The sequence below is a fragment of the Paraburkholderia sp. SECH2 genome (genome assembly GCF_030464795.1).
Classification (GTDB): Bacteria; Pseudomonadota; Gammaproteobacteria; order Burkholderiales; family Burkholderiaceae; genus Paraburkholderia; species Paraburkholderia aspalathi.
Genome location: NZ_JALPRH010000029.1, coordinates 1 through 18,623, shown reverse-complemented (window position 1 = coordinate 18,623; position 18,623 = coordinate 1). Strand labels below are relative to the sequence as shown.

16 protein-coding genes are annotated in these 18,623 nt (G+C 62.4%); 7 read left to right on the top strand and 9 right to left on the bottom strand.

Going from position 1 to position 18,623, the window contains the following annotated elements:
- Positions 1-56: 56 nt before the first annotated feature.
- Positions 57-2,621 carry an adenosylcobalamin-dependent ribonucleoside-diphosphate reductase gene (locus M0D66_RS32235; protein ID WP_266212555.1) on the top strand — a complete coding sequence of 855 codons (2,565 nt, stop codon included), beginning with the start codon at positions 57-59 and terminating at the stop codon, positions 2,619-2,621.
- Between the two features lie 62 nt (positions 2,622-2,683).
- Here M0D66_RS32235 and M0D66_RS32230 read toward each other — a convergent pair whose 3' ends face one another.
- The 4 genes from M0D66_RS32230 to M0D66_RS32215 form a co-directional block, all read right to left on the bottom strand.
- Positions 2,684-3,634 (bottom strand): DmsC/YnfH family molybdoenzyme membrane anchor subunit, encoded by a 951-nt coding sequence (locus tag M0D66_RS32230; protein ID WP_266212554.1) that lies wholly within the window; start codon positions 3,632-3,634, stop codon positions 2,684-2,686.
- 11 nt (positions 3,635-3,645) lie between these two features.
- Positions 3,646-4,401, bottom strand: a complete 756-nt coding sequence (locus M0D66_RS32225; RefSeq protein ID WP_266212553.1) for a 4Fe-4S dicluster domain-containing protein — start codon at positions 4,399-4,401, stop codon at positions 3,646-3,648.
- A gap of 92 nt (positions 4,402-4,493) precedes the next feature.
- Positions 4,494-7,415 (bottom strand): molybdopterin-dependent oxidoreductase, encoded by a 2,922-nt coding sequence (locus M0D66_RS32220; protein WP_266212552.1) that lies wholly within the window; start codon positions 7,413-7,415, stop codon positions 4,494-4,496.
- Positions 7,416-7,560: 145 nt separating this feature from the next.
- Positions 7,561-8,493, bottom strand: a complete 933-nt coding sequence (locus tag M0D66_RS32215) for a 2-hydroxyacid dehydrogenase (protein ID WP_266212551.1) — start codon at positions 8,491-8,493, stop codon at positions 7,561-7,563.
- Positions 8,494-8,761: 268 nt separating this feature from the next.
- On the opposite strand from M0D66_RS32215, the gene M0D66_RS32210 reads away from it, so the two are divergent.
- Positions 8,762-10,240 (top strand): diguanylate cyclase, encoded by a 1,479-nt coding sequence (locus M0D66_RS32210; protein WP_266212550.1) that lies wholly within the window; start codon positions 8,762-8,764, stop codon positions 10,238-10,240.
- An 80-nt stretch (positions 10,241-10,320) separates the two neighbouring features.
- Here M0D66_RS32210 and M0D66_RS32205 read toward each other — a convergent pair whose 3' ends face one another.
- Both M0D66_RS32205 and M0D66_RS32200 read right to left on the bottom strand, forming a co-directional pair.
- Positions 10,321-10,623, bottom strand: a complete 303-nt coding sequence (locus M0D66_RS32205; RefSeq protein ID WP_093638511.1) for a putative quinol monooxygenase — start codon at positions 10,621-10,623, stop codon at positions 10,321-10,323.
- A 204-nt stretch (positions 10,624-10,827) separates the two neighbouring features.
- Positions 10,828-11,151 carry a hypothetical protein gene (locus M0D66_RS32200; RefSeq protein ID WP_266212549.1) on the bottom strand — a complete coding sequence of 108 codons (324 nt, stop codon included), beginning with the start codon at positions 11,149-11,151 and terminating at the stop codon, positions 10,828-10,830.
- A gap of 161 nt (positions 11,152-11,312) precedes the next feature.
- Here M0D66_RS32200 and M0D66_RS32195 point away from each other — a divergent pair, with 161 nt between their 5' ends.
- Entirely contained in the window at positions 11,313-11,732 is a 420-nt protein-coding gene (locus M0D66_RS32195; protein WP_266212548.1) for a VOC family protein, read from the top strand.
- A 1-nt stretch (position 11,733) separates the two neighbouring features.
- On the opposite strand, the gene M0D66_RS32190 is transcribed toward M0D66_RS32195, so the two are convergent.
- Together M0D66_RS32190 and M0D66_RS32185 are read right to left on the bottom strand one after the other, a co-directional pair.
- A complete protein-coding gene (locus M0D66_RS32190) occupies positions 11,734-13,134 on the bottom strand; it encodes a heavy metal sensor histidine kinase (protein WP_266212547.1) in 1,401 nt (466 codons plus the stop codon).
- Positions 13,131-13,802: a heavy metal response regulator transcription factor gene (locus M0D66_RS32185; protein ID WP_093638501.1), complete on the bottom strand. Its 672-nt coding sequence runs from the start codon at positions 13,800-13,802 to the stop codon at positions 13,131-13,133. Before M0D66_RS32185 ends, M0D66_RS32190 begins: the two co-directional genes overlap by 4 nt.
- Positions 13,803-13,984: 182 nt before the next feature.
- Between M0D66_RS32185 and M0D66_RS32180 the strand changes: the two genes are divergently transcribed.
- From M0D66_RS32180 to M0D66_RS32170, 3 genes are all read left to right on the top strand, one after another.
- The gene (locus M0D66_RS32180) at positions 13,985-14,617 is read left to right on the top strand and encodes a hypothetical protein (RefSeq protein WP_054036450.1); all 633 of its coding nucleotides are present in this window, start codon (positions 13,985-13,987) and stop codon (positions 14,615-14,617) included.
- Between the two features lie 99 nt (positions 14,618-14,716).
- The gene (locus M0D66_RS32175; RefSeq protein ID WP_093638495.1) at positions 14,717-15,349 is read left to right on the top strand and encodes a cytochrome b/b6 domain-containing protein; all 633 of its coding nucleotides are present in this window, start codon (positions 14,717-14,719) and stop codon (positions 15,347-15,349) included.
- The gene (locus M0D66_RS32170; RefSeq protein ID WP_093638490.1) at positions 15,346-16,119 is read left to right on the top strand and encodes a molybdopterin-dependent oxidoreductase; all 774 of its coding nucleotides are present in this window, start codon (positions 15,346-15,348) and stop codon (positions 16,117-16,119) included. Before M0D66_RS32175 ends, M0D66_RS32170 begins: the two co-directional genes overlap by 4 nt.
- Positions 16,120-16,139: 20 nt before the next feature.
- Here the strand turns inward: M0D66_RS32170 and M0D66_RS32165 are convergent, their stop codons facing one another.
- Positions 16,140-17,156 (bottom strand): AraC family transcriptional regulator, encoded by a 1,017-nt coding sequence (locus tag M0D66_RS32165; protein WP_093638830.1) that lies wholly within the window; start codon positions 17,154-17,156, stop codon positions 16,140-16,142.
- Positions 17,157-17,476: 320 nt separating this feature from the next.
- Between M0D66_RS32165 and M0D66_RS32160 the strand changes: the two genes are divergently transcribed.
- Positions 17,477-18,529: an NAD(P)-dependent alcohol dehydrogenase gene (locus M0D66_RS32160; protein ID WP_093638487.1), complete on the top strand. Its 1,053-nt coding sequence runs from the start codon at positions 17,477-17,479 to the stop codon at positions 18,527-18,529.
- Positions 18,530-18,623: the final 94 nt, after the last annotated feature.

Genomic DNA, 18,623 nt, shown 5'->3' with positions numbered 1-18,623 from the left:
CCCGCATCCCATTCGAACGCGCCGCAGCCGTCTCGCGGCAAACGAGAGGCGACACCATGGCAGAAGACACGCACGAACCCCGCGCCGCAGCGGTTTCTCCCGCCCCGCTAGTTGCACCGCAACAATTCTCTCTGGACGTCCTGCTCGAGAAATACGCCAAAGGCGACGAGCAGTCGGCCGACGACGTATTCAAACGCGTCGCCCGCGGCGTCGCTCAGGCGGAACCGGAAGCCCTGCGCGAGTCGGTGGAAGCGCTCTTTGCCGACAATCTGCGGCACGGCGCGCTCGGCGCCGGGCGCATCATGAGCGCGGCGGGCACGGGCATCGCCGCCACGCTCATCAACTGCTTCGTGCAACCGGTCGGCGACGCGATTCAGGGGGTCGACGAACAGGGCCTGCCCGGCATCTACGTGGCGCTGCTGCAAGCCGCCGAGACGATGCGCCGCGGCGGCGGGGTTGGCTACAACTTCTCCGCGATCCGGCCCAAGGGCGCCCGCGTTCATACCACCAGTTCGTCGGCGTCCGGACCGTGCAGTTATATGGACGTGTTCGACGCCTCGTGCCGGACCGTGGAAAGCGCCGGCTCGCGGCGCGGTGCGCAAATGGCCGTGCTCGACTGCAATCACCCCGATCTGATCGAGTTCATCGAGGCGAAGCATTCGAAAGGCCGCTGGAACAACTTCAACGTGTCGGTGGGCGTCACCGACGAATTCATGCGCGCTGTCGAAGAAGATCAGCCCTGGCCCCTCGTGCACCGTGCCGAGCCTTCGCCTGCGCTACGCGCGGCCGGCGATGTGCGGCAACGCGAGGACGGCCTGTGGGTCTATAGCGAACGGCCGGCACGCGAGATCTGGGACCGCGTCATGCGCTCCACGTACGACGTCGCCGAGCCCGGCATCGTATTCATCTCGCGCATGAACGAGGACAACAATCTACGGGCCGTCGAAACCATCCGCGCCACCAATCCGTGCGGCGAACAACCGCTGCCGGCCTACGGCTGCTGCAACCTCGGACCGTTGAACCTCACGCGTTTCGTGGTCGATCCGTTCGCGCAAATGAAAGGCCGCAAGCCTTCGTTCGACTGGGACGGGCTCGCCAAGCGCACCCGCATCCAGGTGCGCTTTCTCGACGACGTGCTCGACGTCACGCTATGGCCGCTGCAACAGCAATATGACGAGTCGCGTGCCAAGCGGCGCATCGGCGTGGGCTTCACCGGCTTGGGCGATACGCTGGTGATGCTCGGCCTGCGCTACAACTCGCAGGAAGGCCGCGACTTCGCGGTGCGCATCGCCCAGTTGATGCGCGACGAGGCCTATCGGGCGTCGGTGGAACTGGCGCGCGAACGTGGCGCGTTTGAGTTGTTCGACGCCGCACGCTATCTGGAAGCAGGCACGTTCGCCTCGCGCCTGCCTGACGACATCAAGGATGCGATACGCCAGGACGGCATCCGTAACAGCCATTTGCTATCGATCGCGCCGACGGGCACCGTCAGTCTCGCATTCGCGGACAACGCCTCGAACGGCATCGAGCCGGCCTTCTCGTGGACCTACACGCGCATGAAGGTGATGGCCGACGGGGGCCGCGAGTCGTTCGATGTCGAAGACTACGCGTATCGCCTTTATCGCGAGCTCGGCGGCGATGTAAAAAACCTGCCGGACTACTTCGTCAGCGCACTCGAAATGTCGGCACGCGATCACCTCGACATGATGGCCGCCGTGCAGCCGTACGTGGACACGTCAATCTCAAAGACGGTGAACGTGCCGGCGGATTATCCGTTCGAAGCGTTCGAAAGCCTCTATTTCGACGCGTGGAAAAACGGTCTCAAAGGTCTCGCCACCTACCGTCCGAATGAAACGCTCGGCGCGGTGCTGAGCGTCAGCCCGCCGCCGCAAGCAGACGATACGCTGACCGAAACCGATCAGGATCCGCTGCGGATCGCGATCGATCACCGGCCCAAGGGTGAATTGCCGGCGATCATCGAAAAGGTCGAGTACCTGACACAAGCCGGCAAGAAGTCGCTTTACGTGGCGGTGTCGTTCATCGAAGTGACGGGACGGCTGGGCGGTGAAGAAGTCACGATTGAACGCCCCATCGAATTCTTCATTCCGACCGGGCAGCGCGACGAATCGCAGCAATGGATCACGGCGACGATGCGTTCGCTGTCGCTCGCGGCACGCGGGGGTTTTGTCGCGCGCAACCTGCAGGATATGCGCAAGGTGTCATGGGATCGTGGGCAGGTGCGGCTCGGCGAGGTGCAACGTCTCGACGGTCACCGCACGCCGCGTTGGCATGACTCCGAAGTGGCGGCGCTCGCCTTTGCGATCCAGCAGATTCTGCATCGTCGCGGCTTTCTCGATGCCGAAGGCAATCAGGTGCCGTCGCGCATGCTGGCGCGTTTGCCGCGCGGGCAGATGAAGGCCGAGACTGCGTTACCGGCGGATTTCGGCATCCGTCCGCCGCCTGGCGAGGCTAACGAAGCCGCCTTGCTGCAACCCGGCGGTATGCAAGGCTTGCACACCATGCTCGGTCGAAAATGCGGTTCGTGTGGAGCGAATGCGGTGATTCGCAAGGATGGCTGCGACTTCTGTACCGCGTGTGGTGAAGTCGGCGCGTGCGGGTGAATGACAGCTCGCCGCTACGCAGACGCGGCCGCCGATATCGGACGGCCGCGCCAACCCACGCGTCAACCGACTCGCGCGTAATACAGATTCTGCGGATGCTTCGCTTCGGCGAAGAAGAACCAGCGTTCCGCCACGAGGCCGGCGTATTGCACCAGGCATGCGGCGGCCAGCAAGCCGAGTGAGACACCGATCGAATGCAGGCCCGCGCCCAGCGCCATCAGCACAACTGGCACGGCAAACGCGGCCGCGAGGAACCCCCACTTGACGCCGCGCAGCGTCCCCGCCGATTTGCCGTGAAAGAACTCACGCAGATTGAACGCGCCGGCGGTGAAGCCGCGCGAGATTTGCACGAGCTTCGGATTCTGGATGCCCGTCGCGCTTTGCACGGTGGACTTCGGCCGTAAGCGTGCATTGCGCACGAGCGATGCCGAGCGGCTCGCGCAGCCCGCGAGCGTCAACACGCAGGCACAGACCGCGAGCCCAACTGTCAGCGCGGGCGCGAACCACGCGGTCAGCGCCGTCGCCAGTGTGAAGCCGGACGCGCAGCCGAGCAGCACGAAGTTGACCAGCGTAAGCGGCGTGGCCCATTCCTGCAGGAAGCGCAGGCATGCGTAGATCATCGCCGAACAGACGAACAGCGCGGCGCTCGCCAGCACGCCGAGCCAACCTATCGCCAGCGACCACGGCGAGCCGAACTCGTGCGCGACGCCGTAGAAAAACGCGCAGGCGAGAAACGCCGGCAGGCACAGACATTCACGCGACAACCACGACGTCCGCCACATTGCGACCGCGCGCCATGCGCGCTCCGGATGCCCGAGATGGAAGAACGAGGCGATCAGCCCAAGGCCACCCAACACGACCGACACGCCCGCGCCAGTGACATAGAACGCATCCGCGGGCGCCGTGACGAGTCCCAGATGCGCGGCCGTCTCCACGCCGACGAGCGCGATCAGCAGGCCCTGCGCCGCGCCGCTCAATGTAGTGAGAAAAACCACTGAAAAAGCCGGATTCATCGCGAGGTCCTTTAGATACGCGTCGCCATCGACGCAAGATGCAGTTGGCCGTGTTCGAGTGGCGCATCAAGTGATTCGAGCGATTCGGGCGTCTCAAGCGCCGTGCCCGCGCCCTTGCACGAGCATGCATCGCTGCCGCAACCCGATGCCGACGTCGTAATGCGCGGCAAATAGTGATTCGCCGGCTTGGTGTTCCACTCAGGCATCAACTGATACCCACCCCGTTCCTCAATTGCCTTCGACACCACCGACTCCGGATCGTGAATATCGCCGAACAGTCGCGCTGAAGTCGGGCACGCGAGCACGCACGCGGGTTGCCGGTCGCGCTCGGAGAGGTTTTCATCGTGAATGCGATCGACGCATAGCGTGCACTTGGTCATCTCCTTGCGCGCTTCGTCGAGCTCGCGCGCACCGTATGGACACGCCCACGCACAGTATTTGCAGCCGATGCACTTGTCGAAATCGACCAGCACGAGACCGTCTTCCTTGCGCTTGTAGCTGGCGCCGGTCGGACACACCGGCACGCACGGCGGGTCCTCGCAGTGCAGGCACGACTTCGGGAAGTGGATCGTGTCGGCGTTCGGGTAGCTGCCGGCCTCGAAGCTCTGCACGCGATTGAAGAAGGTGCCGGACGGATCGGCGTCGTACGGATTGAGATCGGCGAGACTGCCCGACTCACCCGACGTATTCCACTCCTTGCAGCTCGTCACGCAAGCCTGGCATCCCACGCACACGTTCAGGTCGATCACTAACGCCATTTGAGTCATTGAAGGCTCCTTGCTGCTTTACTGCGTTATTCGCGCGCTGCCCGCGGTTCTGCCGTGCCCGGGTTTCGCCTTGCTCGCGTGCGAATCCTGCATCACTTGCGCCCCACCGCACCGCGCAGCCGTGCCGCGAATTCGCCGCGCCCCGCGAAATAGGTCTGCACGACCCGCGATATCACTCCGTTCGATCCCGGCAACGCGGGCATCGCACCGAACTGCGGCAGCGTATGGCGCGCATCCGCTTCCGCCGGATAGACGCGCACGCGCACGTCGTACCACGCGGCCTGGCCTGTCACCGGGTCCGAATTCGAGAGACGCGCGGCGGCTTCGTCGCGACCGGGCAACTCGTCGGTGATGAGGTGATTGAGCAGGAAGCCGCGCTGCGATTCGTTCGCCCCCGCGCCGAGGTTCCATGCGCCCGACGCCTTGCCGATCGCATTCCAGGTCCACACAGTCCCCGGCTCGACGGTCTCGCTAAAGCGCGCCATGCAACGCACGCGGCCCCATTGCGATTCGGCATAGATCCAGCTGCCGTCGACAATGCCGTTTTCGGCTGCCATCAACGGATTCATGTAGAGATAGTTCTCGCCATGAATCTGCCGCAGCCACGCATTCTGCGAATCCCACGAGTGGTACATCGCCATCGGCCGTTGCGTCACCGCGGCCAGCGGAAAACGCGTGAGATCGGTCGAATCGCTTTCGAGCGGCGCATACCAGAACGGCAGCGGATCGAAATACTTTTCGACCCGCGCCCGCAGGTGTTCAGGCGGCTGCCTGCCGCTCCTGCGGCCTTGCGCTGCAAGCCTGAACTTCTGCATGACGTCGGAGTACAACTGGATCAGGATCGGCTCGTTGAATTTACGGAAGCCGTTTTTCACTGCCCAGTCGAGATACGGCCCGTTGCAGTTGCGCATGTATTGGAGCGTCTCCGGCAAGCGGTAATGGAACACGCAGTTGTTCTTTGCATATTGTTCCCACTGCTGCGGATTCGGCTCGCCGACCAGCGCCTTGTCGCCGTCCTTGCCGCGCCAGCCGATCAGAAAGCCCACGCCGGAATCAGGCGTCGTCGTGTGATTGATGATGAAGTCGGGATAGTCCCGGAAGCGGCGCGTGCCCTCGGCCGTCGTGAAGGCCGGAAACTTGAGGCGCGAAGCGAGTTCGATCAGCACTTCCTGAAACGGCTTGCATTGACCCGTCGGCGGCACGACCGGCACGCGCACGGAATCCACCGGACCGTCGAATTCGGAGATCGGCCGGTCGAGCATCGACATCGCGTCGTGCCGTTCAAGATAGGTCGTGTCCGGGAGGATCAGATCGGCGAATGCCGTCATCTCTGACTGGAACGCGTCGCACACCACGAGAAACGGAATCTTGTACTCGCCGTTCGCGTGCTTGTCGGCGAGCATCTCGCGCACCTTCATCGTGTTCATCGACGAATTCCAGGCCATGTTGGCCATGAAAATCAGCAGCATGTCGATGGGATAGGGATCGCCTCGCCAGGCATTGGTGATCACGCTATGCATCACGCCGTGCACGGCAAGCGGATATTCCCAGGAGAAGGCCTTGTCGATGCGAACCGGACCGCCGTGTTCGTCGATGAACAGGTCTTCGGGCGCGGCGGGCCAGCCGAGCGGGCCGGTGGCAAGCGGCGTGTTCGGCTTGACGGCATCCGGACTGTTCGGCGGTTTCGCCGATGGCGGCACCGCGCGAGGGAACGGCGACTTGTGACGAAAGCCGCCAGGGCGGTCGATCGTGCCCAGCAGCGACATCAGCACCGCCAGCGCGCGGATCGACTGGAAGCCGTTGGAATGCGCGGCTAGCCCGCGCATCGCGTGAAAAGCGACCGGATTGCCGGTGACGGTCTCGTGCGACTTGCCCCACGCGTCGGTCCATTGGATCGGCAGCGTGATCCGGTGATCGCGGCTCGTCTGAATCATTTCGCCAGCGAGGCGCCGGATCGTGTCCGCGGCAATGCCCGTAATCTCCGCGGCCCACTCGGGCGTGCAATCGGCCACGCGTTCGCGCAACAAGGCGAACGACGGCGTGACCGGCGTGCCGTCCGCGAGCGTATAGCGGCCGTCGAGCGCGGGCGTCACACCGGGTGCATGGTGCGGCACGGCACGCGCGGCTGCGGCATCCCACCAGAGATGGTTCTGCGGAAACAGCGGATTGCCAACCGGCCTATCCGGATCGCGCACGAACAGGCCGAAGTTTTCGCTGGCTTCATCGAGATCGACCAGCTCCGCCGCGTTCGTATAACGCTGCACGAACTCGTGATCCCAGGCGTCGGCCGCGATCAGTTCGTGCAGAAACGCCATGAACAGCGCACCGTCGGTGCCGGGTTTGATCGGCACCCATTCGTCGGCAATCGCCGCATAGCCGGTACGGATCGGATTGATTGCGATAAAGCGCCCACCCGCGCGCTTGAACTTCGAAATGGCGATCTTGAGCGGATTCGAATGATGATCTTCCGCCGTGCCGATCATGAAGAAGAGTTTCGCGCTGTCGAGATCGGGGCCGCCGAACTCCCAGAACGAGCCGCCGATCGTATAGATCATCCCGGCCGCCATATTGGCCGAGCAGAAGCCGCCATGCGCCGCGTAATTAGGCGTGCCGAACTGTTTGGCGAAGAGGCCGGTCAGCGCCTGCATCTGGTCGCGGCCGGTGAACAGCGCGAATTTCTTCGGATCGGTGGCGCGAATCGCGGAGAGGCGCTTTTCGAGCACGTCGAACGCGACCTCCCACGACACCGGCTCGAACTGCGCACTGCCCCGCTCCGCGCCGGCCTTGCGCATCAACGGCTGGGTCAGGCGCGCGGGCGAGTACTGCTTCATGATGCCCGAGGCGCCCTTCGCACAGATCACACCCTGATTCAGCGGATGCTCGGGGTTGCCGTCGATATAGCGAACTTCCCCTTCACGCAGATGCACGCGGATGCCGCAGCGGCAGGCGCACATGTAGCAGGTGGTCGTCTTGATCTCGAGCCGTTCGTCCTGCGTGCGGGCGTGGTGTTCCATGCGGGATCTCCGTCGCGGCTCCGGCTGTGTCGAAGCGAGGTGGGTTTGATACCGACCATCCTATTCGCCACGGGCCTACAAGGGAAATCGCGATTTGTGAGAGAAACTATCCGCTGGGCTGATGGTTTCAGTTTGCCTTCAAATGTCAGATCGGCGTCAATACCGCCTCGCCGGCAAAGTGCCGTCTGGCGTTGGCGAGGAAATTGTCGACCGAAGCCGTGATCGCCTCCGGCGAGCGGCCGCCCACATGCGGCGTCAGAACTACGTTGCGCAGCGTCAGCAAGGCCTCAGGCGGATGCGGCTCGCTCTCATAGACGTCGAGACCCGCGCCGGCGATCGCGCCGGTGGCAAGCGCATCCGCTAAAGCAGCGGTATCCACCACGCTGCCGCGCGAGACGTTGACCACGAAACCGTCCGGCCCGAGTGCGTCCAGCACCGGCTTGTCAATCAGATGACGCGTACCGGCGCCGCCGGGCGTCGCGACCACCAGAAAGTCACACCATTGCGCCAAACCCTGCACGCTGTCGAAATAGCGCAGCGGCGAGCCTTCGCGGGGTTTGCGGTTGTGATAACCGATTTCCATATCGAACCCGGCGCCACGCCGCGCGATCTTCTCGCCGATATTGCCGAGCCCGACTATGCCGAGCCGCTTGCCGGACACGTTGGGGTGCATCGGCAACGTGTCGCGCCAGGCGCCCTTGCGGGTGGCCTGATCGAGTTGCGGCACGTCGCGCACCACCGCAAGCAGCAAGGCGAACGCGTGATCGGCCACGCAGTGATCGTTGGTACCGGCGCCGTTCACGAGCACGAGGTCGCGCGAACGGGCGTGGTCGACGGCCAGGTTTTCATAGCCGGCGCCGAGCGCGCTGACAAACTCGAGCTGCGGCATCTGGTCGATTTCCGCGGCCGTCAGCCCGGTTGTGCCGTTAGTCAGTACGGCGCGGATCGTCTCGCCATGCGTGGCGATCGCGGCGGTCCGTTGGGCGCCATCGGGTGCATAGACGACGTCGAAAACAGTCTCGACGCTGGCGCGGCTTGCGTCTTTCAAGGGGATCAGAACCAGCAGGGATGGCTTCATGACGGGTGTTTTTTCTTAAGACGACGAGGGACGGAGGATGCGACCAGTGAGTGTAACAAGCCGCCCGCGGCCCTGCTGGCGGTCGATCACGGGCGGTCACAGTCAAAAGATCCTGTTGCGAACATGCCGCCGCGCAGTCTAAAGTCCCTGCGAACCACGCCGTTATCTTCGTGAATGGATCGGCGCGAAAAATATGCGCCATGCGTCTTTCTTTTGAGCCGAATCCAAGCCGCTTTAGAATAGCCGGAACTCCGACCACGGGAATCTCATGCAGGACACCCTCCGAAGCGGCTCAGCGCCCGCCAACGACGATTCCGAAATGTTCGAACTCGCGCCTGTCTCGCTCTGGCTCGAAGACTTCAGCGGCGTGCGCGCGCTATTCGACAAATGGCGGGCAGAAGGCGTGACCGATCTGCGTGCCCATTTCGCCCAATATCCAGCCCTTGTCGCCGAATGCGCACATAGCATCGGCGTCATCAAGGTCAACCAGAAAACGCTGACGCAATTCGAGGCCGCCGATTTCGACGCGCTCACCAGCAATCTCGCCTCCGTGTTCCGCGACGACATGCTCAAGACTCACCTCGAGGAGCTATGTCAACTGTGGGCTGGCCAGGCGCATTTCACGAGCCAGACGGTCAACTACACGCTCGGCGGACGCCGCCTCGACGTGCTGCTCAAGGGCGCCGTGCTACCCGGTCATGAAGACCGCTGGGACCGCGTGCTCGTATCGGTCGAAGACATTACCGAACTCGAAGGCGCGCGGCATCGCGTCGCGCTCGCCGAACAGTATGTGCGCGGTCTGTTCGAATATTCGCCGGTCTCGTTGTGGGTGGAAGATTTCAGCGCGGTCAAGCGTCTGCTCGACGACGCGCGCTCCGCCGGCATCAGCGATTTCCGCGTGTTTACCGACGTGCATCCCGAGTTTGTCGAGCGCTGCATGCAGGAAATCCACGTACTCGACGTGAACCAGCACACGCTCGACATGTTCGTGGCAAAAGACAAGAAAACGCTGCTGGCGCGCCTGCCGGACGTTTTCCGCGACGATATGCGGCCACATTTCCGCGAGCAGCTGATCGATCTATGGGACGGCAAGCTGTTCCAGCAGCGCGAAGTGCTCAACTATTCGCTCGACGGCAACGAGGTGCATGTGCACCTGCAGTTCTCCGTACTACCGGGTCATGAAAAGAATTGGGACCTGGTGCTGGTGGCCCTCACCGACATCACGGCGCGCAAGAAGGCCGAAGCTTATCTGGAGTTCCTTGGCAAGCATGACGTGCTGACCAAGCTGCGCAACCGTTCCTTTTACGTGGATGAACTGAACCGGCTGGAGCGCAAGGGTCCGTGGCCGGTGACGATCATCATGGCCGATCTGAATGGCCTCAAACGCGTGAACGACCAGCTCGGCCACGCGGCCGGTGACGCGCTGTTACGGCGAGCCGGCGAAGTCCTCGCCAAAGCGACGGACGCGCCGTTTCACGCCGCGCGCATCGGCGGCGACGAGTTTGCGATCCTGATGCCGGACACCGACGAGCGTGGCGGCGCCGCGATGGTCGATGCAATCCGCCAGTTGGTCGATCTGAACAACCAGTTTTATCCGGGCTCGCTGCTGAGTCTTTCGATGGGTGCGGCGACATGCCAGCGCGGCGACCGTCTCGAAGCCGGTGTGCAACGCGCCGATCTGCTGATGTATGAGGAAAAGCACGCGCACTATGCGAACCGTCCGTCTGCGGACGCGTCGAGCGACTAACGCCCGACGGCCTCGCACGTTGGTACGGTGTAATTCGATTGTTGAAAAGGCCGCGCCGTGTCAGCGGATTGGCAGCTCAATCAGCCTGGCAATTTGGATGCCAGCACATCGAGTTTGTGGATGCTGGGCGGCGTGGCGAATAGCTCGCCGGCCTTCGCCATTAGCGCAGCGGCCACCTTGCCGTTCAGATGCGCCTCGCGGCCAGCTTCGTCGGGGAAAGCGTCGAAAATGGCATAGGTGGTCGGTCCAAGCTTGAGACCGAACCAGGCGCTGGTAGCAGGCTCCTCCTCGACGAGCGGCAAGCCGCTCAGCAGAAAGGCCTCGACATCCTGTTCCTTGCCGGGTTTGGCTTCAAGACGAACGTACAGAGCGAGTTTGACCATGGCGCGACTCCCTGGGTGAAGTGAGGACAATGGATCCGCTTTGCCGGGCCGGCAAAGCGCTGTGAAAGGCATCGGCTCGTCAAGCACTTCAGCAAGTATAGGGCGGCGGTCGTGAAGCTGTGCCGAAGAGCATGGGGGCACATCGGGTCGCGCGAGGCACCATCAGGCACAGGCATTCAGGTTGCATCCGCGCAGAAAAGCATGTCAGCCTTTGTCGGTTCGCACGGCCTCGCCGTAAGTGCTGACGATTCGCCGATCCTGCTCTTCCGCCGAAAACAGCTCCCATTCGAGGCCGTTTACGTCCTTGCTGCTCGAGTAACCGTCTACAGAGTCGTCCTCGAAGCCGACGTGCCGAAGCTGCCCACCTTTGTCCGGCATCTCGTTGATCGAAAAATTGAGCAGTTCGGTTCGCCACATCGCGTAACGGCCCGGCACCACGGCCGTGGGCGGCTGGCCAAGACGGGCGCTGTAATCGTCGACGGAAGCCTCGAGGCTGGTAACGGCCAAAGCAATGTGGAAGCGTTTCATAGCGGTTTTCCCGACGATTAGGATGAGATGTTTCATCGTATCCGCCGCGCGCTGCCGCAACCAGTTGCGCGATCATCCCGGTATCGGCATTACCGGTTTGCGCTGTAACGGTATCCGGCCCGGCCTGGGTCGGCCTGCAAAACAAACGAGGAGCGACACTGATGCTTTCCCACGTATTCGTCGGCATTACGGATTTCGAGCGCGCGTTCGGCTTCTATGGCGTGCTGATGGAAACACTAGGACTGCGGCTCAAGTTCCGTGATGAGGATGCGTGCTGGGCCGGCTGGATGCCAGCAGACGCGCCGCGGCCGCTGTTCGTGATCAGCGGGCCCCATGACGGTCGTCCTGCCACCGTCGGCAACGGCCAGATGTTGGCCCTGCTGGCCACGGACCGCGCCACGGTCGATCGCGCGCATGCTGCGGCGCTTGCTCACGGCGGCGCCTGCGAAGGTCCGCCGGGTTTGCGACCGCAGTATCACGCGGACTATTACGGCGCCTACTTTCGCGATCCCGATGGCAACAAGCTCTGCGTGTGCTGCCATGCGCCGGACCCAACGTCAGCCACGCAAACAACCCGCTAAGCTAAGCGCCCGGAAAGCGCAATTCGAAGCGCACCACGCCCGGCACCGGACACACCACGCGCGCCGTGCCGCCGTGCAGATGCATGATTGCCTTGACGATCGCGAGCCCCAGCCCGCTCGATTCGGTGAACTCGCTGCGTGCCGCATCTCCGCGGTAGAAACGGTCAAACAGGCGGTCCAGTTGCTCACCGGGAATTGGCGCACCGTCGTTTTCCACCACCACAGTCGCGCCCTGCTCGTCCTGTGTGCCCCTCAACCGCACTACCGTATCGTCCGCGCCGTATCGCACCGCATTCACGACAAGATTGTTGATCGCTCGCCGGCATAACATCGGATTGGCCGACACCACGCCCTGGGCCTCGACGGTAAAGCGCATGCCGCGTTCATCGGCGGGGCCTTCGAAATAGTCTGCGATCCTGACGAGTTCATCGCGCAGATCGACCGGCTCACGGTCGATGGAAAGCGCCGCATGGTCCGCGTGCGCGAGAAACAGAATGTTCTCCGCGATATGGCTCAGGCGGCTCAGCTCCTCGAGATTCGATTCGAGCAGTTGCTGATATTCATCGACGTCGCGCGGTTTGGCGAGCGTGACCTGGGTCTGGCCGATCAAGGCGCCCACCGGCGTGCGAATCTCATGCGCCAGATCGGCGGAGAACTGCGAGAGGCGCTGGTAGCCATCGGCAAGACGGTCGAGCATGGCGTTGAAGGCATGCGTGAGCTGGCGTAATTCGACTGGCGCGGCCTCGCTGTCGAGCCGCACCGACAAACTTGCCGGACTGATCTGCGCCGCCCGCGTGGCGATCTCGCGCACCGGCCGCAACGCGCGGCGCAGCACGTAATAGGCAAGCAGCGTGGCAGCCAGCATGCCGGTCAGCGTGGCCAGCACAATCCGGTTGCGGTAGGCGGCCAGCATCCGCATTTCCTGGGTCATCGGATGCGCGGCGATCACTTCGACTTCGCTGCCATCCTCACGCGCTTTGACGGTAGCGATTGCCCAATGAACCGGCACGCCGTCCGGCAGCATGGTCTGTCGAATGTCCGAGAGCGTCGGCAAGTGCTCCGCGGTGCCGGCCTGCAGCGCAGGCACCGCGACATTGCCGGGGTTCACGTCGATAAACGGCGCTTCGCCCGGACGGCGAAACAGCAGCACGTCCTGCTCCGCGCCAAGCATGCTCTCGAACAGCAACGGCCGGCTCTTCAAGTCGCTGACCGAATAGAGGTCGTGCACGATGCGGCTGAAATGCTCGACACGGCCGGTGAGCACCACGTCCGCGCGGCGCTGCAGTGACAACTCGGCTGAGTGGTAGAAATACATGCCCAACGTGCCGATCACCACGCACGCAATCGAGGCGAACAGCACCGTGGTGCGAGCCGTCAAGGAACGTTCGGTCCACAGTTTCATGCGCCGTCGCCGAAGGTGTAGCCGATGCTGCGCACCGTATGAATCAGCTTCTTTTCAAACGGATGATCGATCTTCGCGCGCAACCGTTTGATCGCCACGTCGACCACATTGGTGTCGCTATCGAAGTTCATATCCCACACCTCCGAGGCGATCTGCGTACGCGACAACGCCTCGCCCTGCCGGCGCACCAGCAGATGCAACAGCATGAATTCCTTATTGGTCAGCGGAATCTCGACGCCTTCGCGCGTCACCTTGCGGCGCAGCACGTCGAGCTTGAGGTCGGCGATCTCGAACACATCGCTCTCGCGGATCACGCCACGGCGCAACAGCGTGCGGATGCGCAACACCAGCTCGGTGAACGAGAAAGGCTTGACGAGGTAATCGTCGGCGCCGAGCTCGAGACCGCGAATGCGGTCGCTGACGTGATCGCGCGCGGTCAGAAAAATGACCGGCAGATCGCGCCGCGCCCGTAACGCACGCATGATTTCCCAACCGTCGATGCCGGGCAGCATCACGTCCAGCACCACGAGGTCATACGCGTGCTCGAGCGCCATGTGCAGCCCATCGGTGCCGGTGCGCGCAAGGTCGACCGCATAGCCGCTTTCGCGCAGGCCTTTCTTCAGGTAGTCGCCGGTTTTCGGGTCGTCTTCGATGACGAGGATGCTCATTGCCTGGTTTCCGACCCCGAGCGCCGCCGTGGGCGTGGGTCATGAATGTGGACGTGGATATGGCGGCCATTCTACGTGGCTGCGGCGCGCCGTTCATGACGTTTTTGTCATCCGTCTGTCACTTGGCGGAGCCGATCGCGCGCCTAACCTGACGCTATCTTTCACCCACCCAGAGCAGACTCATGAAGATTGTCTCCGCTAATGCGATGCGCGCCTTCGTTGCCCCCGCGCTCGTCGCCGCCTCATTGTTCGCAGCAGGATCCGCCGCACAAGCTCAGACCGCGGCGCCCACCGGCGTACGTGGCACCGTGACATCGCTCTCGGGCGATGTGCTCAAGGTCCACACGCGCGACGGCAAGGACGTCGACGTGAAGCTCGCCAAAGACACGCCGATTCGCGGCGTGACGATTGCCGACGTGAACGACATCAAGCCGGACAGCTATGTTGGCACCGCCGCGATCCCGCAGCCCGACGGCTCGTTGAAGGCGCTCGAAGTGCACGTATTCCCCGCCAGCATGCGTGGCTCCGGCGAAGGTCATCGCCCGTGGGACCTCGGCACGAACAGCACGATGACCAACGGCACGGTGGGCTCGCTCGTGGTTAGCAACGGCCGCACGATCACGGTCAAGTACAAGGACGGCGAAAAGAAAATCGTGATTCCGCAAGACGTGCCTATCGTCGCGCTCGAACCGGGTGATCGCGCGCTGCTGGTGCCAGGTGCGAAGGTCGTGCTGTTCGCCCACAAGGAAGCTGATGGCTCGATGGCGGCTAATTTCATCTCCGCGGGCGAGCACGGTGTAACGCCGCCGATGTAATACGGCGTTTCTTCGACCGTTCGCTTTTTAGCCATTCGAACAGCCGCGTGCCTCAATGACGCGGCTTTCATATTTTTCCCTGTTTCATCATCTCTGACCATGCCCGAACCGCAAGCGCGCTTCATCGTTCACCCACTCGTCGTACGAATTACGCACTGGATCAACGCGTTTGCCATGGTCTGCATGGTGATGAGCGGCTGGGCGATCTATAACGCGTCGCCCTTCTTTCCGTTCAAGTTTCCGGTGTGGGCGACCGTAGGCGGCTGGCTGGGCGGCTCGATTGCATGGCACTTCGCGGCCATGTGGCTGCTGTGCGCGAACGGCCTGCTGTATCTGGCGTATGGCATCGGGCGCGGGCATTTTCGTCGCAAGCTATTGCCTGTTTATCCGCGCGACGTCGTACACGATGCCGCATTGGCGATGCAGTTCAAGCTGCCGCACGATACCGGCAAATATAACGCGGTGCAGCGTGCGCTCTATCTCTTCGTATTGTTCCTTGGCGTGCTGCTGGTGGCGTCGGGGCTTTCGATCTGGAAGCCGGTGCAATTCTCGTGGCTTACCGCACTATTCGGTGGTTTCGATTTCGCGCGTCGCGTGCATTTTGTCGCGATGGCGGGCGTGGTGGGTTTCGTCGTCGTGCATCTGGCGCTGGTGCTATTGGTGCCGCGCACGTTGCTGCCGATGTTGACCGGCCGCGCCCCACTGTCCACGCACGAAAGGAGCGAGGCATGAGCGACACAGAACGCAAAGACTCGCGCGGCACGCGCATTGTCCTCGCCGACCACAAACCGCAAATCGAACGATTGCAACGGCGCCTGTTCCTGCGCTCGTCGCTTTCGATCGGCGCGCTGGCGATGCTCTCGGGTTGCAACATGCAGGACGGCGATTCGGTCGACAAGGTGCTGTGGGCCATGTCGCGCTGGAACGATCGGGTGCAGGGGTGGCTGTTCGATCGCAACAAGCTCGCGCCGACCTACTCGGCGAAAGAGATCACCGACCCGTTCCCGTTCAACGCGTTCTATCCGGAGTTCGACGCGCCGGATATCGACGGTTCGACGTATCAACTGGAAGTGTCGGGTCTGGTGTCGGACAAGCGCACGTGGAATCTGGATCAACTACGCGCTTTGCCCCAGGCGTCACAGATTACGCGGCACATCTGCATCGAAGGATGGAGCGCGATCGGACAATGGCGCGGCGTGCCGTTTCGCACGTTCCTCGAACGCATCGGCGCCGATCTGAGCGCACGCTATGTCGGCTTCAAATGTGCAGACCGTTATTACTCGAGCCTCGACATGGCGACCGCCTTGCATCCGCAAACCCAACTCACGCTCGATTTCCGCGACGCGCCGCTGCCGGCCAAATACGGCTACCCGCTGAAGCTGCGCGTACCGACCAAACTGGGCTTCAAGAATCCGAAGCACATCGCGGCGATTTTCGTGACCAACACGAACCCTGGCGGCTATTGGGAAGACCAGGGGTACAACTGGTTCAGCGGGCTATAACGCTTCGTGAGGACGCGCGCTTATACGGCGGTCACATAACGCGGGACCGGCTTGACTACGCGCGGCGGCGGCGGTGCGTCGTACACGGTGCGCATACGCTTGACTTCATCAACCGGGCTCAGGCCGAACAGACGCTTGAACTCGCGGCTGAATTGCGACGCACTTTCGTAACCGACGCGTGCCGCGGCCGCACCTGCATTCAGACCATCGTGCGCCATCAGCAAACGCGCGTGATGCAAACGCGTGGTCTTCACGTATTGCATCGGCGAGGTCGCCGTCACGGCCTTGAATTGCGCATGAAAGACGGCGAGGCTCATGCCCGCTTCAGAGGCGAGCGTATCGACGTCGAGTTGCCCCTGATAGTCGGCGTGGATGCGCCTTAACGCCTTGGCGATGCGACCGAAATGATTCTGATGCGTGAGTGCCGCGCGAATCGCATCGCCCTGCTCGCCCGTCAACACGCGATAACAGATTTCGCGGACCACGCCTGGCGCCAGAATCCGCGCATCGAGCGGTGAGGCCAACGCGTCCATCAGACGCTGCACGGCATTGGAGAGAGCCGGGTCGAGCGGCGTCGAATAAATGCCGAGGGGCTCGTTCTGCGTCGCGCCTTGCGTTTCGTTCAGCGCCATCAGCAACTCAGCCACCATGGTCAGATCGACGCGCACCGAGATCGCGAGGAACGGCTCTTCCGGACTCGCCTCGGTTTCGCATTCGAACGGCAGCGGCACCGACAGCACCAGGTATTGCTGTGCGTCGTACTGGAACACCTGATCGCCGAGAAAACCGCGCTTGCGGCCCTGACAGACGATCACGATGCTCGGCTCGTACATCACGGGCATACGCGGCATCGGACTATTGGCGCGCAACAGGTTGACGCCTTCGAAGCTCGAACGCGTCACGCCCGGTTTGGGCGCGAGCAAATCGAACAGGTCGACCAGACGCTGCTGGGCGGAATCGGCCGGGCCGCCAGCGGACTGGCCGCGCTCGGCCGGATCATGAGTGACCGAGGCGGGTTCAGCGGAACGGGTTGACATGACGGTATAGTGACGCGCAAGAGAATAATGCTTGAAATTTAGCACCAAACGACCTACTGCGCTCATCGCCAGGAGTTTTAGGCAAATCTTCAAGATATTCAGGTATTCCCCGGTTTGCTCCCGGCCCCTACTATGGGAACCCTACCGGATCATCTATTTCCACGCTGCGCCGGGCTCGGTTATCCATTCACCGTTTCGGTGAAAGCGTCGACCACCGCCTGCGCCCTGATCCCGGTCCATGACAAGGTTTGGCCGCATCGGCGACGCGTGTCGCCCATCGCCGGCGCCTTGCGACGTCATCCTCTTTGCTGGAGTTACCCATGAGCACGACTTACGCCTATGCAGCGACCGACGCGACCGCGCCGCTCGCTCCGTTCGAAATCCAGCGCCGCGAACTGCGCGCCCATGACGTGCAGATGGAAGTCCTGTTTTGCGGCGTGTGCCATTCCGACTTGCATCAGGCGCGCAACGAATGGAAGAACACGGTTTTCCCGGTGGTGCCGGGCCACGAAATTGTCGGCCGCGTAACGGCAGTTGGTCCGGACGTGACGAAGTACAAGGCAGGCGATCTGGTGGGCGTGGGATGCCTGGTCGATTCGTGCCGCACGTGTGCGAGTTGCGAGGAAGGTCTCGAGCAGTATTGCGAAAACGGTTTTGTCGGCACGTACAACGGCGTGGACCGGGTTGACGGTCAAATCACTTACGGCGGTTATTCGACGCAACTGGTAGTAGATGAAGCATTCACGCTGCGCGTGCCGGAGAACCTCGACCCGGCGGGTGTGGCGCCGTTGCTATGCGCGGGTATCACGACGTATTCGCCGCTGCGCACGTGGGGCGCCGGTCCTGGCAAGAAGGTCGGGATTGTCGGCCTTGGCGGCCTGGGTCACATGGGCGTGAAGCTGGCCCGTGCGATGGGCGCACATGTCGTGTTGTTCACGACGTCCCCGTCGAAGATTGAAGATGCCAAGCGGCTTGGTGCGCATGAGGTTGTCATTTCAAAGAATGCTGAGGAGATGGGCGCACATGCCAATAGCTTCGATTTCATTCTGAATACGGTGGCTGCGCAGCATGATTTGAATCCGTTTTTGAATCTGCTCAAGCGCGATGGGACGATGACGCTGGTTGGAGCGCCGGAGCATGACCATCCGTCGCCGCAGGTATTCAATCTGATCTTTAAGCGCCGCCGGCTGGCTGGGTCGTTGATTGGCGGGATTGCTGAGACGCAGGAAATGCTGGATTTTTGCGGCGAGCATGGGATTACTTCGGATATTGAGGTGATTCCTATGCAGGGGATTAATGACGCTTTTGAACGGATGCTTAAGAGTGATGTTAAGTATCGGTTTGTTGTTGATCTGGATTCCTTACGGAAGTGATTTTGGTTTTTTTGCCTTTGCGGCGCTTTTTTTGGCCACGTTCCTGGGGCTTTGGCCTTTCCTTGATTTGTTAGTGGTCTATTAGCGTTGCCCC